Below are 26,471 nucleotides of genomic sequence, written 5' to 3' on the forward strand. Positions count from 1 at the left end.
GAATATAAAGGAGAACAGAGATGAGTGAGGTAATTGTTATTACATCTGGAAAAGGTGGAGTTGGGAAGACCACTACAACGGCCAATATTGGAACGGGGCTTGCAAAACTTGGAAAGAAAGTTGTTATGATTGATACAGATATCGGACTTCGTAACCTCGATGTGGTTATGGGACTTGAGAATCGCATTGTATATAATCTTGTAGACGTTGTGGAAGGAAACTGTCGTTTAAAACAGGCATTAATCAAAGATAAGAGATATTCTAATCTTTTCTTGCTTCCATCGGCGCAGACAAGAGATAAAAGTGCAGTAAGTCCAGAGCAGATGAGAAAGTTAGTAGATGAATTAAGAAAAGACTTTGATTATATTCTTCTTGACTGTCCGGCAGGAATTGAGCAGGGCTTTAAGAATGCGATTGCAGGTGCAGACAGAGCAATCATTGTAACGACTCCGGAAGTTTCAGCAATTCGTGATGCAGACAGGATTATCGGACTTTTAGAGGCAGAAGAGCTGAAAAAGATTGAATTAGTTATCAATAGAATCCGCATGGATATGGTCAAGCGTGGAGACATGATGTCTGTAGAAGATGTTGTTGATATTCTGGCTATTGATTTAATTGGGGTTGTCCCAGATGATGAGAGTATTGTTATTGCAACAAATGAAGGAGAACCTCTTGTTGGTTCTGATACACAGGCTGGAAAAGCGTTTGCTAATATTTGTCATAGAGTGCTTGGAGAAGAAGTGCCAATTATGGAATTCGAGACAGAAAGCATTCTGAAAAAAATAGCAAACTTATTTAAGCGTGGCTATTAAAGGGGGAGAATCTAATGGGGTTCATGGATGGCTTTCTTAGAAAAAAAACATCGGGAAATACGGCGAAGGACAGGTTGAAACTCGTTTTAGTGTCGGATCGTGCAAACTGCTCGCCGGAAACGATGGAATTAATAAAAAACGACATAATAAAAGTGATTTCGAAGTACATGGAGATTGATACAGACGGATTAGATATTCAGATAACGCAGATGGAATCGGATGGCGGACACGGAAATGTTCCGGCAATTTATGCTAATATTCCGATTAAGGAGTTGCGGTCTCCAAGGTAGCGAATACAGGAGGACAAACATGTTAAAGCAGAAATACCAATTTAAAAATTATAATTGGGTATTGATAGGCGCGGTTCTCATCTTGAGTGGAATGGGAGTATTGTTTATCAATAGTGCGGACAGCAGCTACACGAGCAAGCAGCTAGTTGGACTTATATTTTGTACAGGAGTAATGTTGTTTTTGTCTGTTGTAAATTTTAATTTTGTATGTGGTTTCAACAGAGTTTTATATATGATTAATATTGTACTCCTTGTTCTCGTAAAGCTTGTCGGTGTTAGTGTAAATGGTGCACAAAGATGGATTAATCTTGGATTTACCAGACTGCAGCCATCAGAGCTGACTAAGATTATTATGATTATATTTGTGGCGGTATACATACAGGAGCATGAGGAAGATCTCATGGAGTGGAAAGTACTGCTTAAACTTGCTCTTTTATGTGCCCTGCCTCTTTTTCTGGTAGTAATAGAACCGAACTTGTCTACAACATTAGACATTACATTTATTTTACTGTCTGTCATTTTTGTAGGTGGATTTTCAATGGCTTTAATTAAGAAATGGTTGAAGATCATTATACCAGTAATGATACCACTTGGATTTTTATTCATATGGTATATTCAGACACCGAATCAGATCTTACTGCATGATTATCAGGTTACCCGAATTATGACTTTCTTAGAACCGTCAAAATACTCATCCACATCAGCGTATCAGCAGGATAATTCTGTTATGGCAATCGGTTCAGGAAAGCTGTACGGAAAGGGATTAAATAATAATACCATAGCCGATGTTACTGTAGCAGATACCGGTTTTGTATCGGAACAGCAGACGGACTTTATTTTCTCGGTAGTAGGAGAGGAAACCGGTTTTGTTGGAAGTGTTATTGTTATTGCATTATTGGCTATAATAGTGATAGAATGTTTAAAGACGGCATATGTGGCAAAGAATATGAGCGGGCGGCTCATTGCCTCGGGAATGGCGGCGCTTATAGGCTTTCAATCATTTATAAACATTGGAGTGGCAACGGAATTTCTTCCGAATACAGGATTGCCGTTACCATTCGTAAGCTATGGATTAACATCACTTTTAAGTTATATGGCAGGTATAGGGATTGTACTAAATATAGGATTACAAAGACATTACTAGGAGGGGAAATATATGAATATTGGATTAATCGCACATGATGGAAAAAAGAAACTGATGCAGAACTTTTGTATTGCGTATCGAGGAATTCTCAATAAGCATGAGTTGTTTGCTACAGCAACGACCGGAAGACTGATTGAGGAAGTGACCAACCTTACAATACACAAATATCTGGCAGGCCCGCTTGGCGGAGAACAGCAGATGGCTTCACAGATTGAACATAACCTTATAGACATGGTTATCTTTCTGCGTGATCCACAGAACCAGCAGGTTCATGAGCCAGATATCTTCAATGTTATGCATTTATGTGATGTACACAATATTCCACTTGCAACGAATCTTGCAACTGCCGAATTATTAGTTAAGGCACTTGAAAGAGGAGATCTTGAGTGGCGTGAGATGTACAGATAGGACAAAAAGAAAAGAGTGACTATGAAAAAGAAATTAATATGCACAATAAGCATTTTGGTTTTGGCAGCAGCATTATGTAGTGGATGCAGTACAGCGCCTTTTAAGATTACAGATTCTTTTGCCTCTTATTATGCAAAAAATAAAGAAGAGGTGGGGTCAGATCTTAAAGGCATGGCATCGGATCTGGCAGTGTTATCTGATTCAGAAGCGACCGATCCAAATTATCAGAGTAATGATTATGCGGATCTGCTCATCAATGACAGCACCAATGAAGTATTAGAATCTTATCATTGTTTTGATAGATTGTATCCAGCGAGTATTACAAAGGTCATGACAGCTTTATTAACATTAGAACATGGAAATATGGATGATGAAATTACGTTAAAACATGATATTAATCTGACGGAGAATGGAGCGGTTATCAGTACACTTACGAAGGGAGACACTGTTACGGTAGGGCAGGTTTTTCATACAATGCTTATCAAATCAGCGAATGACTGTGCAGTGATACTTGCAGAGTATGTGGCTGGCTCCGAATCTAAATTTATTGACATGATGAATGCAAAGGCCAAAGAATTAGGAGCGACGCATACCCATTTCGTAAATCCGAATGGACTTCATGATAATAATCATTATACAACGGCGTATGATCTTTATCTGATATTTAAAGAAGCTGTAAAGTATGATACTTTTGTTGATACGGTATCTTCTAAAGATTATACAATGACATACACTACGCCGAAGAAAACACAAATTAATGAGTATATGCAGAGTACAAACTACTATCTGTTGAATGAATTCCCAGTGCCGGAGGGCGTTGTTATGTATGGTGGAAAGACAGGAACTACTTCCATGGCTAAGTCCTGCCTGATCCTAATGACAAAGAATAAAAAGGGAGAGCGTTTCTTTTCTGTAGTACTTGGAGCAGAAACAAAAGATATGCTGTACTCATCTATGTCACAGTTGTTAGAGAAAACTGCAAATTAAAGGTTGTGCTTTTATATGATATAAATTATAATATAGCATATAAGAAAGTGGCACGAGCCTTTCATATTACAAAAGAAAGGACTACGGTCCAATAACATATCTAAAGGAGGATATTCACATGATTGATATTATTGCAGGAGCGAAAGGAAAAGGAAAAACTAAAATTTTAATTCAGCAGGTAAATGATGACATTAAGCTGACAAAAGGCACGATCGTTTACCTTGATAAGAACAATAAGCATATGTATGAGCTTAGCAATCAGATTCGTCTTATCGTAGTTCCTGAATTTAATGTTACAGATACAGATATGTTCCTCGGATTTATCGCAGGAATTATCTCTCAGGATCATGACTTAGATAAGATTTATCTTGACAGTTTCCTTACAACAGCTTGTATCAAAGACAACCTTGACTATGCAGTTGAAAAACTGGATGCTTTATCCGAGAAGTTTGGAGTAAGTTTTGTAATCAGCGCTTCCGTAGATAAAGAAAATATGCCGGAATCTGTACAGAAATACGTTTCTCACGCATTATAATCCGATGTTATCTGATACAGAACCGTCCGGTAATATACATACATGGCGGATATCTGGAATTTGAATAAGATACGAAAAGGTTTAAGGCGCCTCATAATACTATGAGGCTGCCTTTTTATGGTTTAAGCTAAAATGGAAAAACAATATTATTACGCATATTCAAAGTATTTAAAAGAAAAATATGGAGAAAAGGTATATAAGCTTCCGGTAAATCTTCCGGTTACCTGTCCGAATAGAAAAGAGGGAGGCGGATGTCTCTTTTGTGCAGATGCAGGAACAGGATTTGAAGCAAAAGAAAGTACGATGCCTGTGTTAGAGCAGTTACAGTCCTCCAGGGAAAAAGTAGAGAAAAGGTATCATGCTCATAAGTTTATTGTGTATTTTCAAAATTATACAAATACGTTTTTGCCGCTGCCTGCCTTGCTTCAATATATGGAAGAGGCCGCTGGAATGGAGAATATCGTTGAAATTTCTCTTTCAACAAGGCCGGATTGCATAAGACAGGATTATTTGGAAGCATTTCAGAATTTCCGTGAGCGGACGGGTATTGAAGTTTCGATAGAATTAGGACTTCAGACAGTGAATTATCATACATTATCGGCTATGAACAGAGGACATGGTCTGGCGGAATTTATTAATGCTGTATTATTGATTGCGCCATATCATTTTCCAGTTTGTGTGCATATGATCTTGAATCTTCCAGGAGATACGATGGAGGATGCCAGAGAGTCTGCAAGAGTATTATCTGCACTGCCAGTTTCTATGGTAAAGTTACATTCTTTATATATTCCAAAGGAATGTGCATTATATAAAGAATATGAAGCGGGCAATATACAGATATGTTCAAAACAGGAGTATATAGAACGCCTGGCAGAATTTATCTCTCTTTTAAGAAAAGATATTGTTGTAGAGAGACTATTTAGCCGAATACCGGAAAAAGATTCTGCCTTTTCAAATTGGGGAAACAGTTGGTGGAAGCTTACAGATGAGTGGAAAGCACTTATGGAAGAACGGCAGTATGTTCAGGGGATACGCTGTGATTATCTAAATGGCGCGGCGCTAAATAGATGGGAGATGTAATATGGCCGGAAAAGAAAAGGGAAAGCTACATATACACATCAATCTTGGAACACTGGTGTTTCTTGTTATTGTAGTATATCTGATGGCATATATGCTTACCTATATTGGAAAAGATAAGCTTGCTATTTATGAGGTGAGTGCAAGCGATATTGTGGATAACATAGAAGGGACCGGAGTAATTCTTCGCCAGGAAAATCTGGTCAATACAGCGCAGGATGGATATATTAATTACTATGTCCAGGATGGTGCGATGGTAAATAAAAACGGTGTAGTATATATGATAGATACTACCGGTGAGATTCAGGATTATTTAAAAAAAGTACTCGAAAAAAAGAATACAATGAGTCTTGATGAAAAAGAACAGATCATAGAAAAGTTAAAAATTTTTAGTGAGGGATATACGGATAATCATTTTTCCCTATCCTATGAAACGCAGAATGACATAAACAATACATTGTTAGATTATACGGATGCGATGTTGACAGAGCATAAAGCAGAACTGGAAGAAAAATATGGGAAAGATTCTTACGTTGAAGTAACCTCTGCACAGGAGGGACTGGTTTCCTTTGTGTCTGATGGGCAGGAGAATTTAAAGCAGAGCCAGGTGTCAGAAGAAACATTTCTTAGTAAGGCGAAGATGAGTGATCTTAGAACGAATAAGAAGCAAAAAGCCGGTTCTCCGGTATATCGTTTTATAAAAGGGCAGGACTGGCAGCTGATGGTGCCGGTTGGACAAAATGGTTATAACCGCCTCAAAAAAAGAGCAGAGGATAATTCATCCATACAGGTTACGTTTCAAAAAGATAATTTTACGACAACAACATCCTACCGCTGCCTGAAACAGAATGGAAAGTATTATGTGATACTGTCATTTGATAATTATATACAGCGCTATTTAAATCAGCGGTATCTGTCTGTATCACTTACATTATCAGAAACGAATGGATTGAAAATTCCGTCCAGTTCTCTTGTGAAAAAGAGTGTTTACAGAATCCCGAAAAGTTTTCTTGTGCACGGAGGCAATTCTGCTGAAAAAGACCAGCTTAATATTATGGAAACAAACAAAAAGGGAGAAAAAGTATTAAGACAGACTTCAGCCATTGTCTATAAAACAAATGATAAATATGCCTATGTTGTATCGAAAGATTTGAAGACCGCAATTATTATATCTGAGACGGATAAACAAAAGATATATACCATAAAAGACAGCGATAAGGTAGAGATTCTGGGGGTATATATGGTAAATAAGGGTTATGCGGTTTTTGCTCTGGTGGATATGGTTGAAAGGAATGGAGATTATTGCATTGTTTCTACTTCCGGCAGTAAAATAGAACTTTATGATAGAATTATTTTAAATAGTGATACAGTGAAGGAAGGCCAGGTGATTTACTGATGCTGAAGGAAAATTTAAAAAATGTACAAAACAACATAAAAAAAGCATGTGAACGTGTAGGAAGAAAACCGGAGGAAGTTACGCTTGTTGCGGTAAGTAAGATGAAACCTCTCTCTGATATTGAGGAACTTTTAGAGACAGGACAGCTTGAATATGGAGAAAATTATGTACAGGAACTGTGTGATAAATATGAGAATATTTCAAAACCGGTACATTGGCATATGATTGGACATTTACAGACAAATAAAGTGAAATATATTATTGATAAAGTAGAATTGATTCATTCTGTAGATTCCCTTCATTTGGCAAAACAGATTGAGAAAGAAGCGGTAAAAAAAGGTGTGGACGCACAGATACTTGTACAGGTAAATATCGCGCAGGAAGATACGAAGTTTGGTATCGACGGTCCAGAGGTGATGAGTCTTGTAGAAGAAATCAGCAAATTTCCACATGTCCACATCAGAGGACTGATGACAAGTGCTCCTTTTGTGGCAAATCCAGAAGAAAATCGCTGTTATTTTAAGAAATTACACAAATTATTTGTTGACATTAGAGAGAAAAACATTGATAATGTATCTATGGACATTTTGTCTATGGGTATGACCAATGATTATGAAGTAGCCATTGAAGAAGGTGCAACAATGGTACGAGTTGGTACCGGAATCTTTGGGGCGCGGAATTATAATAAATAACAGGAGGTACATGGGGTGAAGTTCGCAGAAAAGTTCTTAAACATGATGAAGTTAAATGATGCTGATGACGAGACGGAACCATTTGATGAGGAATATAACGAAGTAACCGAAGAAGAAGGTTATGACGAAGAAGAGATGGAAGATAAGGAAGAAGAACCTCATAAACCGATTCTTTCCTTAAGACGTAAGAAGAAAGATCTTACAGAATTACAGGAAGACGATGAGGACGGTCAGAGCAGAGTAATCCCATTTCATGGAAAAGAAGAAGAAGGTGAAAGTGTGAAAGTAATCAGACCTCAGACATTTAATGAAGCACAGATTGTAGCAGATTTCTTAAAGGAAGGCAAGACAATTGTGGTGAACTTAGAGGGAATCGAAATCGGACAGGCACAGAGAATCATTGATTTTATCGGTGGAGCAAGTTTCGCAGTAGATGGCTCTCTTAAAGCGATTTCTAATAATATCTTTATTGTGGCACCAGGTAATATTGAAGTATCTGGAGATTTAAGAGACGAGATTGTAAGCGAGGATATGTTGTCCCCGGAACTTACGAAGTTTTAAGCTGACATAGATGTCAGATACATAAAGCGAATACATAAAAGATGATAAAAGAATAGTTGAACGAGAAAAGACAGAGGGGATATATGGACGGAGTGGAGGCCGTTCATATATCCCCTCTCTGTGTAAATATTTATTCTGGAGGGAACAATGGAAACAAAAAGATTAGAAGTAACTGCAGAGGGTAAAAAGGTATATGATATTGTAATTGAGAATAATTTTAATCAATTAGTAAAAGAACTTTCTGTTTTTGGAATAAAAGAACGGAAACTTTGCATCGTAACAGAAAGGCAGGTTGCATCTTATTATCTTGAGGAAGTGTGCAGTCTTTTAGAGAAAGAGTGTGCGAAGTTAGAAGTGTACATTTTTCAGGAAGGAGAGGAAAGTAAGAACTTATCTACAGTGGATAGTCTGTATCATTTTCTTATTACGCATGAATTTGACAGAAAAGATATGCTTCTTGCACTTGGAGGAGGTGTTACTGGAGATCTCACAGGATTTGCAGCGGCAACGTATCTTAGAGGAATTGATTTCGTGCAGATTCCGACCAGTCTTTTAGCACAGGTAGACAGCAGTATTGGAGGGAAAACTGGTGTAGATTATCATGCCTATAAAAATATGGTTGGTGCATTTTATATGCCAAAGCTGGTATATATTAATGTAAACACGGTAAAAACACTTTCTGAGCGACAGTACCACAGCGGCTTGGGAGAAGTGATCAAGCATGGATTGATTCGCGATAAAGCATATTTTGAATGGATGAAAGACAATAAAGAGGCAGTAGCAAAAAGGGAAGATGAGGCACTAGCTTATATGATCGAGGGCAGCTGTGAGATTAAGCGGGCAGTTGTTGAGGAAGACCCGAAGGAACATGGTGTGCGTGCATTGCTTAACTTTGGTCATACATTGGGTCATTCTATCGAAAAGTTAATGAATTTTTCTCTTGCACATGGAGAGTGTGTCGCAGTAGGTTCCTTACTGGCAGCGGATATATCCTGCCAAAGAGGTTATATTAGTGAGGAAGAAAATAAAGAAATAAAAGAATTATATGCATATTTTGATTTTCCGGTATTACCAGAAGAACTTAAAGCAGAAGATATTGTAAAAGAAACAAGACATGACAAGAAAATGGAACATGGAAAGATTAAGTTTATCCTTTTAGACAAGGTGGGTGAAGCTACAATTTATCAGGATGTAACACCAGAAGAGATGCTTACGGTTTTAGAGCGTGTTTGAAAAATCATTCCAGCAACCTGCACGCTCTAGAATAACAGGAGGAATAAAATTATCATGGGAAAAAAAGCAAAGTCAGTAGTCATTTTTTTTGTATTACTACTGATTGACCAGCTTACAAAGTTGTGGGCGGTAAAAATATTAAAACCGATAGGAAGTATTAAGATTATTCATAATGTATTAGAAATATACTATGTGGAGAACAGGGGAGCGGCTTTTGGCATTATGCAGAATAAACAGTGGTTCTTTTTGATTATCACATTAGCAGTACTTGTCGGTCTCCTGTGGATTTCAGGGAAGATTCCGGAAGAAAAACATTTTATACCACTGAAAGCCTGCCTGTATTTTGTGGGGGCAGGAGCGGTTGGTAACATGATAGACAGAGTGTTTCGGAAATATGTAGTAGACTTTATTTATTTTAGCCTGATTAACTTTCCAGTATTTAATGTGGCAGATATTTATGTAACGGTTGCCGCATTTATGCTAGTTGTGCTGATACTGTTTTTCTATCAGGAAGAAGATCTTAACAGAGTATTTTCTAAAAAGAAAGAGCAGGAATAGGGCAGGACGGGAAAATGGCAGAAAGAAATGAAATGATGCAGCAGAATCAAAAACAAAATATAGAACAAAAATATTATTATACCGTTATGGAAGAACAGGAGGGAATGCGCCTTGATCAGTTTTTAGCCGGAGAGTTAAAAGAGCATTCGCGTTCTTATATTCAGAAACTTATAAAAGAAGGCCGGGTAACTGTTGGCGATAAAAAAGAAAAGCCAGGCTGCCGTCTTAAAGTGGAGGACAATGTTGTTATCTGTGTGCCTCCGTTAAAGGAATTAGAAGTTCTTCCAGAAAAGATGGATTTAGATATCATTTATGAGGATGAGGATGTTATTTTAATCAATAAGCCAAAAGATATGGTTGTCCATCCGTGTCCGGGACGATATACGGGAACATTAGTTAATGGGCTGTTATATCATTGCCGGGATAATCTTTCCGGAATTAACGGGGTACTTCGTCCGGGAATTGTCCATCGTATTGATAAAGATACGACAGGGGTTCTTGTTGTATGTAAGAATGATATGGCGCATAAAAGTCTGGCAGAGCAGCTAAAAGAACATTCCATTACAAGAAAGTATGAGGCGATTGTCTACAATAATTTTACACAGGAAGAGGGAACAGTGGATGCACCGATTGGAAGAAGTCCGGCAGATAGAAAGAAGATGGCGGTGGAACCGAAGAATGGTAAGCGTGCAGTGACACATTACAAAGTGCTCAGTCATCTGAACCATCAGTTTAATCACATAGAATGTCAGTTGGAAACGGGAAGAACCCATCAAATCCGCGTGCATATGGCAAGTATAAGGCATCCTCTTTTGGGGGATACAACCTATGGGCCGAAGAATGCGATGGGGCTTACCGGACAGTGCCTTCACGCCAGAGTACTTGGCTTTATTCATCCAAGAACAGGTGAGTATGTAGAGTTTGAAGCACCGCTTCCGGAATATTTTCAAAAACTTCTTGAAAAATATTCGTAAAAAAACTTTACAAAAAAACAAGAGTATGCTAATCTATGAAAGATGCTTTTTGCTAGAACCTTTGCCAGGGTATGGAGTCTCCGACCTTATCTTCGTAAAGGTGATTATAATAATAGGAGGAATTGTAACATGATTACAAAGGAAATGAAACAGGAAATTATGACAAAATATGCAAGAACAGAAGGAGATACAGGTTCACCTGAGGTACAGGTAGCACTTCTTACAGCAAGAATCAACGACCTTCAGAACCACTTCAAAGCAAATCCTAAGGATCATCATTCAAGACGTGGTCTTTTAAAGATGGTTGGTCAGAGAAGAAATCTTCTTGCATACTTAAAAGGTAAAGATATCGAACGTTACAGAACCTTAATCGAACAGTTAGGTTTAAGAAAATAATAGTTCTTTGGAAAGGATGCTGCGGCATCCTTTCTTTCGTTGAAAGAGAAATGAGGTTTTCTATGCGTAAAATTATAATTCGTGTTGTAATCGCTGCTGTAATCTTACTTGCCGGAATTGGTGTTTTTCAGTGGCATAACTATCAGCAGAAAGTAGAATACCGTAAAGAGGCATTGCTTTATTTTAAAGAGGAAGATTATTCGAAAACGATTTCTTATCTTGGACAGGCGTTAAAACTTCAGTCTGTATTTGCAGGTAAGCTTGATTTGGATATGACCTGCTATTTAGCAGAGAGTCATTATCAATTAAAAGAATATGATGAAGCAGAGAAAATATATGATAAACTCATAAATAATGATAGCAAAAATGCACAGTATTATATATTAAAGGGTGAATGTCTTGCAAAATCTGGAGATGCGAAGGCTGCCGTGAAAGTATATGAACAGGGATGGAACAGCACAAATGACACAGATTTTTTAGAGAAAATCTGCGAGATTTATGTAGAGCAGAAAGATTATGATAATGCTCTCAAATATATACAAAAAGGAATCGAACAGGGCGGCGAATCGAAGGCCGGTTTTATGTACGGAAAGATTGTTATTTATGAGAAGGCGCAGGAGTACGATAGGGCGTATGAGGCAGCTAAAAAATATGTAGAACTTTATCCTGATGATGAGGCAGGAAAGAAAGAATATATCTTTTTATCTACAAGGATTTAAATGGAATTACAAGAAAAAAGTTACGGGTAATCCAGAGTATTTTTCAAACCGCTCTAAGCGCTGTTATATTGACAGTGTATATAAAAAATGGTAAAATAATGAGTACTAAAGGAACAAGGGGAGGTATGAATGCAGGGTATAATACTAACCGAATGCATCAGCCAGCAGCACAGTATCCTGTTTTCTTTAGCTATTATTTAATTTATATTAACCTATTAAGAAAAGGAGAAATTAACTATGGTATCACAGAAAGTTACAATCAACAACCCACAGGGACTTCACATGAGACCGGCAGGAGTATTCGCTAAAGGAATGGCTAAGTTTGACAGTGACGTAACAATCAACTTCAACGGTAAAGCAACAAACGGAAAGAGCCTTCTTAACATTATCGGTGCTTGCATCAAATGCGGTTCTGAAGTAGAAATCCAGTGTGATGGAGCTGACGAAGAAGAAGCATTAAAGACTGCTATCGAAATGATTGAATCCGGTTTAGGAGAATAATTGTAAATCAAAATTTGAGGTGAAGATAATGTATACTGGTATTGGTGCATCAGCAGGAATCGGTATTGGTTCCGCTGTTATTGTAAAAGAGCCTTCCCTTGCATACGATAATAAAGCAGTCAGTGATGTTGACGCTGAAAAGAAGAGATTAGCAGAAGCCCTTGACAAGTGTATTGCAAAAACACAGGCAATGGCAGATGATATGAAAGAAAGAGTAGGGGAGAAAGAAGCAGAGATTCTGGAAGGACATGTCCTTCTCCTTATGGACCCAGAGATGACTGGGCAGATGGAGACAAGCATTGCAGATGATAAGATGTGTGCAGAAGCAGCAGTAGAGAAAATCTGTGATTATTATATGCAGATGTTTTCTTCTATTGATGATGAGATGTTCCAGCAGAGAGCAACAGACGTATGTGATATAAAGACAAGATTATTGAAGATACTTCTGGATGTAGAAGATGTAGATCTGGCGAATGTACCAGAGGGAACTGTTCTCGTAGCAGAAGACTTAACTCCATCTATGACTGCAGGAATCAACCCTAAGAATGTTACAGGTATTCTTACGGAGGTTGGTGGTAAGACTTCCCACTCAGCAATTCTTGCGCGGGCTCTTGAAATTCCGGCTGTACTCAGTATACCGGGAATCACAGAAAAGATTTCCAACGGAGATAAGGTCGTTTTAGATGGCTCAGAAGGTCAGACATATATTAATCCTGATGAGAAACTTCAGGCAGAGTATGAACAGAAACGAGTAGCATATTTAGAAGAGAAAGCTGCCCTTGCTCAGTTTGTTGGCAGGGAGACAAAAACTGCAGATGGTGTTAAGGTTGAACTTTGTGCAAACATTGGTAAGCCAGAAGATGCCCTTAAAGTAGTAGAGTGTGATGGCGAGGGAATTGGTTTATTCCGTACAGAATTCCTTTTCATGGATCGTCCTCAGATTCCTACAGAAGAAGAGCAGTTTGCAGCATATAAGAAGGTAGCTGAGACTTTAGAGGGCAAACCAGTTATTATCCGTACTTTGGATGTGGGTGGAGATAAAGAGATTCCTTATCTTGCTCTTGAGAAAGAAGAGAATCCATTCCTCGGTTTCCGTGCAATTCGTTTATGCTTAAAGAGAGAAGATTTATATCGTCCTCAGTTAAAAGCATTGCTTAGAGCAAGCGCATATGGAGATATCCGTATCATGGTTCCTATGGTTACATGTTTAGATGAGCTTCGTGCAGTGAAGAACATGATTGCAGAACTGAAAGAGGAGCTGAAGGCAGAAGGTGTTGCATACGATGAGAATATCAAAGTTGGTATTATGATCGAGACACCTGCAGCAAGCTTAATGGCAGATGTTTTTGCAAAAGAAGCAGACTTCTTTAGTATCGGAACAAACGATCTTACAGGATATACTATGGCAGTAGACAGAGGTAATGCAGAGGTTGCATATCTCTATTCCGCTTACAATCCGGCAGTACTTCGTTCTATCGAACGTGTTATCAAAGCCGGAAGAGCAGAGGGAATCATGGTTGGTATGTGTGGTGAAGCAGCAGCAGACCCATTACTTGCTCCATTATTAATTTCCTTTGGAATGAATGAATTTAGTGTAAGTGCGACTTCTATCTTAGCAACCAGAAAGGGAATCTCTCTCTGGACAAAAGAAGAAGCAGATGCTGTTGCAGCTAAGGCAATGTCTTTGACAACAGAAGCTGAAGTTGAAGCATATCTTAAGAGCGTTGCAAAACATTAATAGCAAAGAATGGCAGAAGAGTATTTTAACTTAACTGCATTAAAGATAAAAGGGTGTTGAGAGACACCCTTTTATTTTGCAAACATTTATTTTATCATTAATGATAATGTACTCCTGCAGAGAGATACATTTAAAGCAGGAGAAACTCTAAAAAATAGATGAGTTATCTCGGATTACTTTTAGAATCCTTATAATATAAAAAGATTCCGAGAGTACATACAGAAAGAAAGGAGGAGGAGAAGTGCCAGCAATTTTTAACAAAGAACAGGAAGAAGCGATCACACATAAAGAAGGTCCGTTAATGGTTCTTGCCGGTCCGGGTTCAGGAAAGACACTTGTAATTACTTATCGCGTAAAATGGCTTATTGAAAATGCGGGGGTACATCCATCGAATATATTAGTTATTACATTTACAAGGGCAGCGGCAGAAGAAATGAGAAAGCGTTTTTTTGCCTTTGATGGGATGGAGAATGCACCGGTAACATTTGGTACTTTTCACTCAATTTTCTTTATGATTCTTCGCTATGCATACCGATATACGGCAGGAAATATTATCCGTGAAGATGTAAAGCGGCGTTATATCAAAGAGATAACAGAGAATATGGAACTGGAAATCGAAGATGAGAAGGAATTCCTTTCCGGCATCATTAACGAAATCAGTTATGTAAAAGGAGAGATGATGTCCCTTTCCTACTATCACAGCAGTAATTGCTCTGATGAGCTATTTGCTCAGATTTATGAGGGGTATGAGAGAAGACTTCGAGAGGAGAATCTCATAGATTTTGATGACATGTTGGTCTTTTGCTATGAACTTTTAAAAGAGAGGAAAGATATCCTCGCCATGTGGCAGCAAAAGTTTCAGTATATATTAATTGATGAATTTCAGGATATTAATAAAGTACAATATGAGATTGTGCGGATGTTAGCAGGAAAAGGAGATCATCTGTTTATTGTAGGAGATGATGATCAGTCCATCTATCGTTTCCGTGGGGCCAGGCCGGAAATCATGCTTGGATTTGAAAAAGATTATCCCGATGCGAAAAAAGTAATTTTAAATACGAATTACCGGTGTAGTGCAGAGATTGTGGACAGTGCGGAACATCTCATTAGCCATAACACAAAGCGTTTTCCGAAAAATATGCAGGCAGCCCGCGGCAAAAAGGTACCGATTACATTCCGATATTTAAAAGATGCTGGAGAAGAATGCACTGATATTTTAAAAGGAATACGTTTTTATCATAAAAAGGGAATTCCACTAGAAGAAATGGCAGTCATTTTCAGAACAAATACACAGCCAAGACTTCTTGTCGGCCGCTTGATGGAGTATAATATCCCATTTCAGATGCGAGATGTGATTCCAAATATATTTGATCACTGGATTGCAAGAAATATATTAACGTATATAAAGATTGCGATGGGAAACAAAGACAGAAAGTTATTTTTACAAATAATGAATCGCCCAAAACGTTATATTTCAAGAAGTATGCTTACTGACCCCCAGGTAGATTTGAAAAAGTTAAAGCAGGAAACCTTCGGCAAAAAATGGCTCTATGAAAAGATTGATAAGCTGGAGATGGATTTGTGCCTGCTCCGAAAAATGGAACCATATGCTGCCATACAATATATTCGTAACGGGATTGGTTATGAGGACTATATGAACGAATATGCACAGTTTCGAAGGATGAATCCAGATGATTTAGAGGAAGTATTGAACCAGATTCAGGAAAGTGCGAAAGAATATCATAGTTTTGAAGAATGGTTTTCCTACATAGACTCTTATGGGGAGGAATTAGAAAAGCAGATGGAGGCAGGACGGCAGCAGCAAAAAAGCGGGGTGACACTCACGACAATGCACAGCTCAAAGGGACTGGAATATGAGGTCGTCTTTGTTATGGATATTAATGAGGGGACAACTCCGCATAAAAAAGCAGTAAAAGATGCAGATTTAGAGGAAGAGAGAAGGCTCTTTTATGTTGCTGTTACAAGAGCTAAAACCTATCTTTTCCTATATTCTTTAAAGGAACTTTATCAGAAGGACGCACAGATATCCCGCTATATCGGCGAACTTCGTTATGATAAAAAGGAGTTCAAAAAGGGAAGAAGAGTGGTTCATAAAAATATTGGAAAAGGCACGATTCTTGAGTTAAAAGACGATAAGATAAAAATAAGATTTGATAACAGTAAGAAACCGAGGCTGTTTTCTATCAAATATCTGATGGAACAGGGACTTTTAGAATTAGAGTAGCAGTGCACTATCTTTCTATAAAGTTATATAATTTTTAGAAAATAGCAAAAATCTTCTACGGCAATAGGGGGACAAATACGGTAACTTATGGTAGAATGAAGCGATAAATATTACAGGAGGAACAAATAAATGTTAATTGAAATGTTAAAAGTAATCCTGCTTGGAATTGTGGAAGGAATCACAGAATGGCTTCCAATCAGTTCTACAGGACATATGATTCTTGTGGATGAATTCATTAAGCTGAATGTACCCAAAGACTTTATGGAAATGTTTTTAGTAGTCATTCAGCTTGGTGCGATTCTTGCGGTATGTGTGATTTATTTCCATAAGCTGAATCCATTCAGTCCGAAGAAGTCTGCAAAAGAAAAGAGAGAGACCGTTGATATCTGGGGAAAGGTAATCGTGGGGTGTCTTCCAGCAGCAGTTATTGGTCTTGCTTTTAATGATAAAATTGATGCACTTTTTTATAATGCACCAACCGTAGCCTTTACTTTAATTTTATACGGTATTTTATTTATTATCGTTGAGAACTATAATAAACACAGAGAACCACAAGTAGGAGAATTATCTGATTTAACATATAAGATTGCAGTGATTATCGGATGTTTTCAGGTACTTGCTCTTATTCCAGGTACTTCCCGTTCAGGAGCAACAATTATTGGAGCGATGATTCTTGGAACTTCCCGTTTTGTGGCAGCAGAATATTCTTTCTTCTTATCCATTCCGGTCATGTTTGGAGCAAGCTTCTTAAAACTTGTAAAATATGGTTTCCATTATACAGGAATGGAAGTGACAATCCTTGTGGTTGGTATGCTAGTTGCCTTCATCGTTTCTATCGTAGCAATCAAGTTCCTGTTAGGATATATTAAGAAGAATGACTTTAAGGCATTTGGTGTATACCGTATTGTTTTAGGTATTGTTGTTGCTGCTTATTTCCTTTTCGTTAAATAAAGATTAATTTATTAAGGACAGACGCCTTCAGGAAGATACCTACTCCATATTTGTAATTTTAGTCGCTGCAGGTTGAATGTTCGCTTATGCGTTTGCATCCAACCTTTGCTCCGAGATTACAAATATGGAGCAGGTATCTTCCTGAGGGCTGACAGTAGCTAAATTTACTTGAATTAAATAGTAATATAATAAAAATTGGAGAGTCAAGATTAAAATGAAGAGAAGAACGCCAATCACACAATATTGTCATGAACGGATACAGCAGATGATAAAGGAACCCCTTCTTTGCATTGATGCAACAGCAGGAACCGGAAAGGATACCGTTTTTCTGGCGAAGCTTGTAGGAGAAAAGGGCAGAGTAATTTCTATGGATATCCAGGAAATGGCGATAGAGCAGACAAAAAAACGGCTTTTAAAAGAACGGCTTTCTGATAGGGCAGAAGTTGTTTTAGACAGTCATGCACATATGGATAAGTATGCTCAAAAAGACAGTGTTTCTCTTATCATGTTTAATCTCGGTTATCTTCCTGGAGGGGATCACAGCCTTTCCACAAAGGCAGATACAACAATCGAGGCCCTTGAAAAGGGACTGAATCTGCTTCATGAGGGAGGCATGATTTCCCTGCTTATTTATAGCGGGGGAGACAGTGGCTTTGAAGAGAAGAAGCAGGTACTTGCATGGCTTCGAGAATTGACGGATGATAAATATACTGTACTTGTGGAAGCTTTTTATAATAAACCCAATAATCCGCCGCTGCCGGTTTATATTTTAAAGAATGAAACGGCATAAAATAGTGTGCGGATAGAGTATTGTTTTATCTGCTTTTTTGACGGAAATTTTTTCTTTTCATAAAATTAGATATTCATATGCCAGTGCGGCAGATTTTATGGTAAGATAAGAAGTAGGTTGTTTGGAAGTTTTCAGCACTCGATTTTGCGGGGAAATTTTCGGGAGTACATTATTTTTAGAAGGAGGAAAAGAGATGGAGATGATAAAAGAAACTGCAAAAGTTGTTCGTCAGCAGCAGATTGACGAGGGGATATTCGACATGGAATTATCCTTCCCTAAGGGGGCAGCATTAGCAAAGCCAGGACAATTTATTGCAATGTACTGTAACGACAAGAGTAAGCTTTTGCCTCGTCCGATCAGTATTTGTGGTATTAATAAAGAAGAGGGAACTTTAAGAGTAGTTTACCGTGTTGCCGGAGAGGGAACAAAAGAATTTTCCGAGATGAAAGAGGGAGATACCTTAGAAGTTATGGGACCTCTCGGTAATGGATTTGCTTTAAAAGAGGAAAAGGCGATTATCATCGGTGGTGGTATCGGGATTCCTCCAATGTTAGAGCTTGCAAAACAGCTTAATGTAGAAAAAACAGTTGTACTTGGTTACAGAACTTCCACTTTCTTAAAAGACGAATTTGAGGCTGTCTGTGATGTAAAAGTTGCAACAGAAGACGGAAGTCAGGGAGCAAAGGGAACCGTTATTGATGCCATTGAAAAATATGGTGTTGAAGGAAAGGTAATCTATGCCTGTGGACCAATGCCAATGTTAAAAGCTCTCGCAGTTTATGCCGAAGAACACGGAATGGAAGCACAAATTTCCTTAGAAGAGAGAATGGCATGTGGAATTGGCGCCTGTCTTGGCTGTATCTGCAAGACAAAGGGAAAAGACCATCACACAAACGTAAACAATACCCGAATCTGTAAAGATGGTCCGGTATTTGATGCAAAGGAGGTAGTGTTTGCATGAATTTAGAAGTAACATTAGCGGGAAAGACATTTAAAAATCCTGTGACAACTGCCTCAGGAACATTTGGTTCTGGTGCAGAATATGAACAGTTCGTAGACCTTGCAGCACTTGGCGCAGTCACAACAAAAGGTGTGGCGAATGTACCGTGGGAGGGCAATCCTACCCCTCGTGTGGCAGAAACTTATGGTGGAATGCTGAATGCTGTCGGACTTCAGAATCCGGGAATCGATTTATTCTGTAAGAGAGATATTCCTCATTTAAAAGAAAAAGGAGCATCTATTATTGTCAATGTATGTGGAAGGAGTACTTCCGATTATGTGGAAGTTGTAGAACGTCTCGCAGATGAACCAGTTGATTTATTAGAGATTAACGTATCCTGCCCAAATGTAAAAGAGGGTGGTATCGCTTTTGGTCAGAATCCAGATGCTTTATATGAAATTACAAAGGCAATCAAGGCAAAGGCAAAACAGCCAATCGTTATGAAGTTAAGCCCAAACGTTACAGATATTACAGAGATGGCAAAGGCAGCAGAAGCCGGTGGATGTGATGCACTTTCTCTTATCAATACGATTACGGGAATGAAGATTGATATTCACAGACGTAAGTTTGTGCTTGCGAATAAGACAGGCGGTATGTCCGGTCCTGCAATCAAGCCAGTTGCTGTTCGTATGGTTTATCAGGTAAGCCACGCATGTAAGCTTCCGATCATCGGAATGGGTGGTATTCTCACTGGAGAAGATGCCATCGAGATGATGATGGCAGGTGCGACAATGGTTTCTGTTGGAACAGCGAATTTCCATAATCCTCGTGCGACAATGGAAGTATTAGACGGAATGAAGGCATATATGGAAAGATACCATATCGAGGATATTAACGAGATTATAGGATGTATTGACTAAAATATATACTTATTAAATAAGCATATTTGCAGAATACATTTTCCCAGAGCATTTTTCAAACACGCTCCAGCGTGTTGAAAATACAAATAAACTGTGTTAGAATCAGAACAACTGAATGTATTCTTGAAACAGGATATAAATAGAATTTCGAGAATACATAGAAATCAAAAGGATAAATCGGAGGTTGTTATGGAACAATACAAAAAAGAGTTTATAGAATTTATGATCGATTGCAACGTACTGAAGTTTGGTGACTTTGTGACAAAGAGTGGAAGAAAGACTCCATTTTTTGTTAACACAGGATTTTACCGTACTGGCTCTCAGTTAAAGAGATTAGGCGAATATTATGCACAGGCAATTCATGACCATTTCGGTTTTGATTTTGATGTATTATTTGGACCTGCCTACAAGGGAATCCCATTAAGTGTTGCTGCAACAATCGCTATTTCAGAAAAGTACGATAAGGATATCCGTTACTGCAGTAACCGTAAGGAAGTAAAGGACCACGGTGATAAGGGAATTCTCCTTGGAAGCCCAATCCAGGATGGAGATAAAGTTATCATTATCGAGGACGTTACTACAGCAGGTACTTCTATTCAGGAGACACTCCCGATTATTAAGGCGCAGGGCGATGTAGAAGTCGGAGGATTAGTTGTTTCTGTTGACCGTATGGAAAGAGGTCAGGGAGAGAAGAGTGCTCTTACAGAAATCAGTGAAAAGTACGGAATGAAGACAACGGCAATCGTTACAATGGAAGAAGTTGTAGAACATCTTTACAACAAACCATACAAAGGAAAAGTCATCATTGATGATAAATTAAAAGCAGCCATTGATGCATACTATGACCAGTATGGAGTAAAGTAATATTCTGACAGGAGATTTGTATGAACGAAAAGATTTTTAAAACATTGGGACAGATTGGTGCTTCAGGAATTGTTGTTGGAATTATCACAGTAATTGTAGGAGTCAGCGTTGGCGTGGTTTCTATTGTCAGTGGAGCACGTGCCCTGAAATTAAAAGGGAAAATAATGATTTAAAAATGGTGGGAACCGGTTTACATACCGGTTCCTTAAAATGTATTATAGGAAATATAAAAGCAAAAAGAATGGAAACGAGAATAACCAGAGTATTTTTCAAATATGCTCTGAGGGAAAAAGGCTGGGAAAGGAATGAATGAAAACAGAAAGAGGTTAGGGTCTCTAAGCCTTTTATTATTGATTTTATATGGCTGTGTCGTAATATATTTTGTCTTATTCAGCGACCGGCTTGGACGAGGGGATGGCTATAGCACATATCGCTATAACTTAGTTCCTTTTGAGGAAATCCGCCGTTTTATTATATACAGGAATTATGTTTCTGCCGGAGCATTTTTACTAAACTTATTTGGCAATCTGCTTGTATTTTTCCCAATAGGTTTTTTAGTTCCGATATGGAGATTGGAGAAAACCGGATGTATCCGGATTATTATATATGCTTTTTTATTCAGCCTTTGCATAGAGACATTACAGCTTATCACAAAGGTTGGTGTGTTTGACGTAGATGATTTGATGATGAATACGGTTGGTGGTCTGATTGGCTGGATCATCTATTGCATTATCAGATTTATTTATCACAAATGGAAGGCAAAGAATAAAAAGAAAGAAGAAGATTAAAAGATGAAAAGTAAGTGAAAGGAAAGGCCAGAGTATGAATACAAGAAATATTTCCTTTTCTGAGAAAAAGGTTTCAAAGAATGCTGTAATTACATTGGTTATGGGGATTATCATTTTAATAGGTTTTGTGATTTTAACAATATTGTCTGTCGTGACCGGTGGAGGACTGAATGTTATTGGGGGATTAATTGGCTGTATCCTCATGATTCTTGCATTTTTTTGTGTTCTCTGGGGCGTAATGAGCTACGATGATGCGAAAACTAGCCAGAAATACAAAATATCAGGAATCTGCATTAATATTGTGGCGATTTTTATTGGAATTACATTTATTATGATGTGATGATAATTATGCAAAAGTATAGAAAGAGAGGATGATAAGACTTATATGGATTATAGAGAGTTATTTAAAGAGAGCAATAAAGAAGTAGAAGAACGTTTTTTATTAACAAGAGAAAGAATTGGAGAGATTGCTGCCGGAGAGAAAAACGGTATGAAGGAACAGGTTCACCGCTATTTTAAGAAGACTGCACAGTTTTTAGAAAAATGTGCGTCAGATTTTTTATGCATTTCTTCTGATGTGTGGAAATCCTGTTCTTTTGAGCAGATGAAGAGTGAAAATGAATTATTCTATCAGGATATTTTACCTCAGAATTACGGAAAGTCTTTTGCGAATCCTGCATTTGCAGTACAGGAATTAGGAGAAGAGTTTGGTCGGATTCTGAGTTTTTTATATACGGAATTACGTTCTGAGAGAGCGTTTGTTTTCGAGCAAAATCTTGAAAAGATTACAATTTTAAACGAACTGTTTTTAGAGATTTACTGTATGTTTGAAGATGAGACAGTAAGTTATAAGCAGATTAAAGATACGATTTACTGGTTTCTCTATGATTATGCCGATGACTGGGCAGGTTATAGAGTAAGAGAGTTAGTTGATCCGGCACTTGATTTCGCAACTTCTATTATTATGGATTCTGATTTAGGAGATTTGCGGTATTTGTATTCTTATGGAGATTATATTTCAGAAGTAGAACTGAAAACTGCAGAATTTTTAAATGGACTTTCAGACGAAGAAATCGAGCAGATTGCAGCGACATTTACAGAAGGGTACCAGAGAGGATTTGAATTAAAGGGAGTCGATGTTTCTAAAAAAGATACAGTAAATATCCGTTATCCAATTGGATTTGAGAGAGTCATTCGTGCAGCAATCAGGCAGTTTGCAGCTATGGGATTGAAGCCGGTTATTTACAGAGAGGCATTAAATACGTTAAATAAGCGACAGAACCTCCGTATTGGATACATTTCCTCTGATCCAAATCCACAGTATGGTTATGACCACCGCTTTGATAATGCGATTTATCTCGATAAGCGTATGGTTGATCGTAAGATAAGCTGTATGAGAAAGGCATATGAGGAGTATGAACAGGAAGCGGCAGGTTTTGCAGGACCAGCATGTTTCGAAGTGTTTGGAGAAGAACCATTTGAGCCGGTCAATAAGCCGGAAAGCTATCGCCTGAGTGAGCGTCAGCAGAGCCTTTCTGTAGAATATTCTTCTTTGTCGAATGAATTGTTAAATGAATTTATTAATCAGGAAGAAAGAAGTTTTACGATTATTGCCTATCCAGTTCCATCTATTGGAGAAAAGTTCCCGGAAATTTTTGAGGAAATCCGTAAAGTCAATACGCTGGATAATGAATTATATAAAGGCATCCAGCAAAATATTATCAATATTCTTGACCAGGCAGAATCCGTACACATCATGGGTCGTGGAAGGAATATGACAAATCTTACCGTTGCTCTTTGTGATTTGAAAGATGCACAGAAAGAGACAAAGTTTGAAAACTGTCTTGCCGATGTAAATATTCCAGTTGGCGAAGTATTTACTTCTCCGAAATTGAAGGGGACAAACGGACTTTTACATGTGACAGAAGTGTATTTAAATGGTCTTTGTTATAAAGATTTAAAGATTACCTTTAAAGATGGTATGGTAGATGACTATGAGTGTGCGAACTTCCCAGATAAAGAGGATGGACGTAAGTTTATCAAGGAGAATCTTTTATACAACAGAGAGACGCTTCCGATGGGAGAGTGTGCGATTGGAACGAATACAACAGCCTATGTAATGGCTGCGAAGTATGGCATCATGGAGAAACTTCCAATTCTTATCGCAGAGAAAATGGGACCGCATATCGCTATTGGCGATACATGCTACTCTTACTGCGAGGATGTCCGTGTGTATAACCCGGATGGCAAAGAAATCGTGGCAAAAGAAAACGAATGTTCCGTCTTTCGAAAAGAAGATCCGAAGAAGGCGTATTTTAATTGTCATACGGATATTACGATTCCTTATGAGGAACTTTCAAGAATTGCAGCAGTTACTGCTCAGACTGTTGAAGTTCCAATTATGAATGATGTAGCAGAGGAACGCGTAGAGATTCCGATTCTGTTAGATGGAAGATTTGTGTTAGAGGGTACGTTGAAGTTAAATGAGCCTTTTGAGGGAAAATAACAGATACAGTAATTAAAGTTATTAGAGTAGTTATTAAGTCGTGCTGAAAAATAATTTTAAATTATTGAAAAAAACAATCTTTGCAGGTTGCAATCAAGTAGTAGTGTGATTTTTGCAAAGATAAGTAAAAATAAAGTGAGGAGATACAATGAAGTTAGTAATCAAAAATGGTCGTGTCATGGACCCGGCTTCGGGAAGAGATGAAGTGACAAATATCTGGGTAGAAGATGAAAAAATTATTGGCTTTGGAGAACATCCAGAATGGGCAGAGGAAGCCGAGGAATTAAACGCTGAAGGATGTGTTGTTGCACCAGGGCTTGTTGATGTTCATGTCCATTTCCGTGACCCAGGCTTTACGTACAAAGAAGACTTAGAAACAGGAAGTCGTGCAGCGTCAGCTGGAGGATTTACGACTGTTGTTTGCATGGCAAATACAAAACCAATTGTAGACACACCAGAAGTCCTTCAGGATATTTTAGAGCGTACAAAGAGCCTTCCAATCCATGTAAAACAGGCCTCAGCGGTTTCAAAAAATTTTGAAGGAAAAGAATTAGTAGACTTTGATGCAATGGTAGAAGCGGGTACCTGCGGATTTACGGACGATGGAATTCCTCTGACCAATGCAGGGTTTATCAAAAAAGCGATGGAAGCGGCAGCAAGAGTCGATATGCCGATTTCACTTCATGAAGAAGACCCTACACTGAATGAAGTAAATGGTGTGAACAAGGGAGTCATTTCTGACAAAATGGGTATTGGCGGAGCACCGGCAATCTCCGAAGATGTGATGGTTGCCAGAGATGTAATGCTTGCCCTTGAGACAGGAGCTAAAGTAGATATTCAGCACATCTCTTCCGGCCGTTCGGTTGACTTAGTTCGCCTTGCAAAGAAGAAAGGCGCGAAAGTATATGCGGAGGCAACCCCACATCATTTTACATTAACAGAAGAAGATGTGCCGAACTATGGAACGATGGCAAAGATGAACCCACCACTTCGTACCGAGTGGGATAGAACAAAGATAATCGAGGGACTGGCAGATGGAACGATTGATATGATTGCAACTGATCATGCTCCTCATGCCATCGAAGAAAAAGAAAGGGAATTTACAAAAGCACCAAGTGGGATCGTCGGATTGGAAACTTCCCTTTCTCTTGGAATTACCAGTCTTGTAAAAAGAGGTTATCTTACAATGATGCAGCTTCTTGAAAAAATGACAGTGAACCCGGCCAGACTTTATAAATTTGACTGTGGAACTTTAGAAGAAGGAAAGGCAGCGGACATTGTAATTTTTGCACCGGATGAAGTCCGCACTGTAGAATCTTTCGAATCGAAGGCGGAAAATTCTCCATTTCTTGGTGCACAGTTATACGGAAAAGTGAAGTATACCATCTGTGATGGTAAAGTTGTATATCGCGGCTAACAATAATCGTGTCGTTTTTTGGCATATCGTGAGTGTACATCTGAAAAAATTTATGCTAGAATGAAAAAGATATCAGTACAATTCTGGAGGAAGTTATGATTAATCAGTTAGTAAAAGGAATCAAAGAAAAAGACGCACCTATCGTTGTTGGTCTTGACCCAATGCTTTCTTATGTGCCAGAGCATCTTGTAAAGGATGCATTTGCTGCATACGGAGAGACATTAGAAGGTGCCTGCGAAGCAATCTGGCAGTTCAATAAGGGCATTATTGATGCAACTTATGACCTGATTCCGGCAGTGAAGCCACAGGTTGCTATGTATGAGCAGTTTGGTGTTGAGGGAATGAAAGCCTTCAAAAAGACTTGTGACTATGCGAAGAGCAAAGGTCTTGTTATCATCGGAGATATCAAGAGAGGAGACATTGGTTCTACTTCTGAAGCCTATGCGATTGGTCATGTTGGAACTGTAAAGATTGGCGAGCATATATACTCCCCATTTACAGAAGACTTTGTAACCGTAAACCCATATCTCGGTTCTGACGGAGTAAAGCCTTTCTTAAAAGTATGTAAAGAGAATAATAAGGGTGCATTTATCCTTGTAAAGACATCCAATCCATCCAGCGGAGAATTCCAGGATAGAGAGATTGATGGAAAGCCTCTTTACGAGATTGTTGCCGAGAAGGTAGCAGAATGGGGCAAAGAAGTGATGGGTGAAGATTACAGTTACGTTGGAGCAGTAGTTGGAGCAACATATCCAGAGATGGGAGCAGCCCTTCGTAAGATTATGCCAAAGAACTATATCCTTGTACCAGGATATGGTGCACAGGGTGGAAAAGGTAAGGACTTAGCACCATTCTTTAATGAAGACGGACTTGGAGCTATCGTAAACTCCAGCCGTGGAATTATCTGTGCTTACCAGAAAGACCCTTATAAAGAAAAGTTTAGTCCAGTGGACTATGCAGATGCCAGCCGCCAGGCAGTCCTTGATATGAAGGAAGATTTAAAGAACGCTTTTGTAAAATAAGTAAAAT

General features: G+C 38.4%; 29 protein-coding genes. All 29 read left to right on the top strand.

The features are described 5' to 3' along the window. Positions 1-20: 20 nt before the first annotated feature. The 29 genes from minD to pyrF all read left to right on the top strand — a co-directional run bounded on the left by minD (position 21) and on the right by pyrF (position 26,464). Positions 21-812, top strand: coding sequence for a septum site-determining protein MinD (minD, locus tag EUBHAL_RS08470; protein WP_005348047.1), 792 nt, complete (start codon positions 21-23; stop codon positions 810-812). A 14-nt stretch (positions 813-826) separates the two neighbouring features. Beyond that, positions 827-1,102 (top strand): cell division topological specificity factor MinE, encoded by a 276-nt coding sequence (gene minE / locus EUBHAL_RS08475; RefSeq protein WP_005348049.1) that lies wholly within the window; start codon positions 827-829, stop codon positions 1,100-1,102. 19 nt (positions 1,103-1,121) lie between these two features. Further along, entirely contained in the window at positions 1,122-2,246 is a 1,125-nt protein-coding gene (locus EUBHAL_RS08480) for an FtsW/RodA/SpoVE family cell cycle protein (RefSeq protein ID WP_005348051.1), read from the top strand. Between the two features lie 12 nt (positions 2,247-2,258). Continuing rightward, a complete protein-coding gene (gene mgsA / locus EUBHAL_RS08485) occupies positions 2,259-2,654 on the top strand; it encodes a methylglyoxal synthase (protein ID WP_005348053.1) in 396 nt (131 codons plus the stop codon). A 21-nt stretch (positions 2,655-2,675) separates the two neighbouring features. Next, positions 2,676-3,641 (top strand): D-alanyl-D-alanine carboxypeptidase family protein, encoded by a 966-nt coding sequence (locus tag EUBHAL_RS08490; RefSeq protein ID WP_005348054.1) that lies wholly within the window; start codon positions 2,676-2,678, stop codon positions 3,639-3,641. A 118-nt stretch (positions 3,642-3,759) separates the two neighbouring features. After that, positions 3,760-4,176: a hypothetical protein gene (locus EUBHAL_RS08495; RefSeq protein ID WP_005348056.1), complete on the top strand. Its 417-nt coding sequence runs from the start codon at positions 3,760-3,762 to the stop codon at positions 4,174-4,176. Between the two features lie 132 nt (positions 4,177-4,308). Beyond that, the gene (gene mnmL, locus EUBHAL_RS08500; protein ID WP_005348058.1) at positions 4,309-5,256 is read left to right on the top strand and encodes a tRNA modification radical SAM protein MnmL/YtqA; all 948 of its coding nucleotides are present in this window, start codon (positions 4,309-4,311) and stop codon (positions 5,254-5,256) included. 1 nt (position 5,257) lies between these two features. Next, positions 5,258-6,649, top strand: a complete 1,392-nt coding sequence (locus EUBHAL_RS08505) for a biotin/lipoyl attachment domain-containing protein (RefSeq protein ID WP_005348061.1) — start codon at positions 5,258-5,260, stop codon at positions 6,647-6,649. After that, positions 6,649-7,341: a YggS family pyridoxal phosphate-dependent enzyme gene (locus tag EUBHAL_RS08510; protein ID WP_005348063.1), complete on the top strand. Its 693-nt coding sequence runs from the start codon at positions 6,649-6,651 to the stop codon at positions 7,339-7,341. The genes EUBHAL_RS08505 and EUBHAL_RS08510 overlap by 1 nt, the downstream gene beginning before the upstream one ends. Positions 7,342-7,356: 15 nt before the next feature. Then, positions 7,357-7,902 (top strand): cell division protein SepF, encoded by a 546-nt coding sequence (locus EUBHAL_RS08515; protein WP_049940647.1) that lies wholly within the window; start codon positions 7,357-7,359, stop codon positions 7,900-7,902. A gap of 147 nt (positions 7,903-8,049) precedes the next feature. Further along, positions 8,050-9,135, top strand: a complete 1,086-nt coding sequence (aroB, locus tag EUBHAL_RS08520; protein ID WP_005348066.1) for a 3-dehydroquinate synthase — start codon at positions 8,050-8,052, stop codon at positions 9,133-9,135. 54 nt (positions 9,136-9,189) lie between these two features. After that, positions 9,190-9,693: a signal peptidase II gene (lspA, locus tag EUBHAL_RS08525; protein ID WP_005348067.1), complete on the top strand. Its 504-nt coding sequence runs from the start codon at positions 9,190-9,192 to the stop codon at positions 9,691-9,693. Positions 9,694-9,707: 14 nt separating this feature from the next. Continuing rightward, the gene (locus EUBHAL_RS08530; RefSeq protein WP_005348070.1) at positions 9,708-10,667 is read left to right on the top strand and encodes an RluA family pseudouridine synthase; all 960 of its coding nucleotides are present in this window, start codon (positions 9,708-9,710) and stop codon (positions 10,665-10,667) included. A gap of 129 nt (positions 10,668-10,796) precedes the next feature. Beyond that, on the top strand, positions 10,797-11,063 hold the full coding sequence (gene rpsO / locus EUBHAL_RS08535; protein ID WP_021907117.1) for a 30S ribosomal protein S15: 267 nt from the start codon (positions 10,797-10,799) through the stop codon (positions 11,061-11,063). Between the two features lie 62 nt (positions 11,064-11,125). Next, a complete protein-coding gene (locus EUBHAL_RS08540) occupies positions 11,126-11,782 on the top strand; it encodes a tetratricopeptide repeat protein (protein WP_005348074.1) in 657 nt (218 codons plus the stop codon). Between the two features lie 237 nt (positions 11,783-12,019). Next, on the top strand, positions 12,020-12,283 hold the full coding sequence (locus EUBHAL_RS08545) for an HPr family phosphocarrier protein (RefSeq protein WP_005348076.1): 264 nt from the start codon (positions 12,020-12,022) through the stop codon (positions 12,281-12,283). Between the two features lie 28 nt (positions 12,284-12,311). Beyond that, positions 12,312-14,021 (top strand): phosphoenolpyruvate--protein phosphotransferase, encoded by a 1,710-nt coding sequence (ptsP, locus tag EUBHAL_RS08550; RefSeq protein ID WP_005348078.1) that lies wholly within the window; start codon positions 12,312-12,314, stop codon positions 14,019-14,021. 241 nt (positions 14,022-14,262) lie between these two features. Then, on the top strand, positions 14,263-16,266 hold the full coding sequence (locus EUBHAL_RS08555) for an ATP-dependent helicase (RefSeq protein ID WP_005348080.1): 2,004 nt from the start codon (positions 14,263-14,265) through the stop codon (positions 16,264-16,266). 129 nt (positions 16,267-16,395) lie between these two features. After that, a complete protein-coding gene (locus EUBHAL_RS08560) occupies positions 16,396-17,217 on the top strand; it encodes an undecaprenyl-diphosphate phosphatase (protein WP_005348082.1) in 822 nt (273 codons plus the stop codon). Positions 17,218-17,431: 214 nt separating this feature from the next. Continuing rightward, the gene (mnmM, locus tag EUBHAL_RS08565) at positions 17,432-18,007 is read left to right on the top strand and encodes a tRNA 5-(aminomethyl)-2-thiouridylate-methyltransferase MnmM (RefSeq protein WP_005348084.1); all 576 of its coding nucleotides are present in this window, start codon (positions 17,432-17,434) and stop codon (positions 18,005-18,007) included. A 193-nt stretch (positions 18,008-18,200) separates the two neighbouring features. Further along, positions 18,201-18,968, top strand: coding sequence for a dihydroorotate dehydrogenase electron transfer subunit (locus EUBHAL_RS08570; protein WP_044922735.1), 768 nt, complete (start codon positions 18,201-18,203; stop codon positions 18,966-18,968). Beyond that, positions 18,965-19,867: a dihydroorotate dehydrogenase gene (locus EUBHAL_RS08575; protein WP_005348088.1), complete on the top strand. Its 903-nt coding sequence runs from the start codon at positions 18,965-18,967 to the stop codon at positions 19,865-19,867. The genes EUBHAL_RS08570 and EUBHAL_RS08575 overlap by 4 nt, the downstream gene beginning before the upstream one ends. Before the next feature lie 189 nt (positions 19,868-20,056). Next, positions 20,057-20,731 carry an orotate phosphoribosyltransferase gene (pyrE, locus tag EUBHAL_RS08580; protein WP_022169808.1) on the top strand — a complete coding sequence of 225 codons (675 nt, stop codon included), beginning with the start codon at positions 20,057-20,059 and terminating at the stop codon, positions 20,729-20,731. 20 nt (positions 20,732-20,751) lie between these two features. Next, positions 20,752-20,904 carry a hypothetical protein gene (locus EUBHAL_RS15920; RefSeq protein WP_005348091.1) on the top strand — a complete coding sequence of 51 codons (153 nt, stop codon included), beginning with the start codon at positions 20,752-20,754 and terminating at the stop codon, positions 20,902-20,904. Between the two features lie 132 nt (positions 20,905-21,036). Continuing rightward, positions 21,037-21,519: a VanZ family protein gene (locus tag EUBHAL_RS08590; protein WP_005348095.1), complete on the top strand. Its 483-nt coding sequence runs from the start codon at positions 21,037-21,039 to the stop codon at positions 21,517-21,519. Positions 21,520-21,553: 34 nt separating this feature from the next. Further along, positions 21,554-21,859 carry a hypothetical protein gene (locus tag EUBHAL_RS08595; RefSeq protein ID WP_005348097.1) on the top strand — a complete coding sequence of 102 codons (306 nt, stop codon included), beginning with the start codon at positions 21,554-21,556 and terminating at the stop codon, positions 21,857-21,859. A gap of 45 nt (positions 21,860-21,904) precedes the next feature. Continuing rightward, complete coding sequence (locus tag EUBHAL_RS08600) at positions 21,905-24,025, top strand: aminopeptidase (protein WP_005348099.1); 2,121 nt, start codon at positions 21,905-21,907, stop codon at positions 24,023-24,025. Between the two features lie 148 nt (positions 24,026-24,173). Next, positions 24,174-25,442, top strand: a complete 1,269-nt coding sequence (locus EUBHAL_RS08605) for a dihydroorotase (protein WP_005348101.1) — start codon at positions 24,174-24,176, stop codon at positions 25,440-25,442. 95 nt (positions 25,443-25,537) lie between these two features. After that, the gene (gene pyrF, locus EUBHAL_RS08610; RefSeq protein ID WP_005348103.1) at positions 25,538-26,464 is read left to right on the top strand and encodes an orotidine-5'-phosphate decarboxylase; all 927 of its coding nucleotides are present in this window, start codon (positions 25,538-25,540) and stop codon (positions 26,462-26,464) included. Positions 26,465-26,471: the final 7 nt, after the last annotated feature.

Origin of the sequence: Anaerobutyricum hallii DSM 3353, assembly GCF_000173975.1 — a bacterium.
In the GTDB taxonomy this organism is placed as follows: domain Bacteria; phylum Bacillota; class Clostridia; order Lachnospirales; family Lachnospiraceae; genus Anaerobutyricum; species Anaerobutyricum hallii.

Excerpts from the sequence above, each read along its gene's own strand:
- minD (WP_005348047.1), top strand. The coding sequence starts at position 21 with ATGAGTGAGGTAATTGTTATTACATCTGGAAAAGGTGGAGTTGGGAAG.
- minE (WP_005348049.1), top strand. The coding sequence starts at position 827 with ATGGGGTTCATGGATGGCTTTCTTAGAAAAAAAACATCGGGAAATACG.
- EUBHAL_RS08480 (WP_005348051.1), top strand. The coding sequence starts at position 1,122 with ATGTTAAAGCAGAAATACCAATTTAAAAATTATAATTGGGTATTGATA.
- mgsA (WP_005348053.1), top strand. The coding sequence starts at position 2,259 with ATGAATATTGGATTAATCGCACATGATGGAAAAAAGAAACTGATGCAG.
- EUBHAL_RS08490 (WP_005348054.1), top strand. The coding sequence starts at position 2,676 with ATGAAAAAGAAATTAATATGCACAATAAGCATTTTGGTTTTGGCAGCA.
- EUBHAL_RS08495 (WP_005348056.1), top strand. The coding sequence starts at position 3,760 with ATGATTGATATTATTGCAGGAGCGAAAGGAAAAGGAAAAACTAAAATT.
- mnmL (WP_005348058.1), top strand. The coding sequence starts at position 4,309 with ATGGAAAAACAATATTATTACGCATATTCAAAGTATTTAAAAGAAAAA.
- EUBHAL_RS08505 (WP_005348061.1), top strand. The coding sequence starts at position 5,258 with ATGGCCGGAAAAGAAAAGGGAAAGCTACATATACACATCAATCTTGGA.
- EUBHAL_RS08510 (WP_005348063.1), top strand. The coding sequence starts at position 6,649 with ATGCTGAAGGAAAATTTAAAAAATGTACAAAACAACATAAAAAAAGCA.
- aroB (WP_005348066.1), top strand. The coding sequence starts at position 8,050 with ATGGAAACAAAAAGATTAGAAGTAACTGCAGAGGGTAAAAAGGTATAT.
- lspA (WP_005348067.1), top strand. The coding sequence starts at position 9,190 with ATGGGAAAAAAAGCAAAGTCAGTAGTCATTTTTTTTGTATTACTACTG.
- EUBHAL_RS08530 (WP_005348070.1), top strand. The coding sequence starts at position 9,708 with ATGGCAGAAAGAAATGAAATGATGCAGCAGAATCAAAAACAAAATATA.
- rpsO (WP_021907117.1), top strand. The coding sequence starts at position 10,797 with ATGATTACAAAGGAAATGAAACAGGAAATTATGACAAAATATGCAAGA.
- EUBHAL_RS08540 (WP_005348074.1), top strand. The coding sequence starts at position 11,126 with ATGCGTAAAATTATAATTCGTGTTGTAATCGCTGCTGTAATCTTACTT.
- EUBHAL_RS08545 (WP_005348076.1), top strand. The coding sequence starts at position 12,020 with ATGGTATCACAGAAAGTTACAATCAACAACCCACAGGGACTTCACATG.
- ptsP (WP_005348078.1), top strand. The coding sequence starts at position 12,312 with ATGTATACTGGTATTGGTGCATCAGCAGGAATCGGTATTGGTTCCGCT.
- EUBHAL_RS08560 (WP_005348082.1), top strand. The coding sequence starts at position 16,396 with ATGTTAATTGAAATGTTAAAAGTAATCCTGCTTGGAATTGTGGAAGGA.
- mnmM (WP_005348084.1), top strand. The coding sequence starts at position 17,432 with ATGAAGAGAAGAACGCCAATCACACAATATTGTCATGAACGGATACAG.
- EUBHAL_RS08570 (WP_044922735.1), top strand. The coding sequence starts at position 18,201 with ATGGAGATGATAAAAGAAACTGCAAAAGTTGTTCGTCAGCAGCAGATT.
- EUBHAL_RS08575 (WP_005348088.1), top strand. The coding sequence starts at position 18,965 with ATGAATTTAGAAGTAACATTAGCGGGAAAGACATTTAAAAATCCTGTG.
- pyrE (WP_022169808.1), top strand. The coding sequence starts at position 20,057 with ATGGAACAATACAAAAAAGAGTTTATAGAATTTATGATCGATTGCAAC.
- EUBHAL_RS15920 (WP_005348091.1), top strand. The coding sequence starts at position 20,752 with ATGAACGAAAAGATTTTTAAAACATTGGGACAGATTGGTGCTTCAGGA.
- EUBHAL_RS08590 (WP_005348095.1), top strand. The coding sequence starts at position 21,037 with ATGAATGAAAACAGAAAGAGGTTAGGGTCTCTAAGCCTTTTATTATTG.
- EUBHAL_RS08595 (WP_005348097.1), top strand. The coding sequence starts at position 21,554 with ATGAATACAAGAAATATTTCCTTTTCTGAGAAAAAGGTTTCAAAGAAT.
- EUBHAL_RS08600 (WP_005348099.1), top strand. The coding sequence starts at position 21,905 with ATGGATTATAGAGAGTTATTTAAAGAGAGCAATAAAGAAGTAGAAGAA.
- EUBHAL_RS08605 (WP_005348101.1), top strand. The coding sequence starts at position 24,174 with ATGAAGTTAGTAATCAAAAATGGTCGTGTCATGGACCCGGCTTCGGGA.
- pyrF (WP_005348103.1), top strand. The coding sequence starts at position 25,538 with ATGATTAATCAGTTAGTAAAAGGAATCAAAGAAAAAGACGCACCTATC.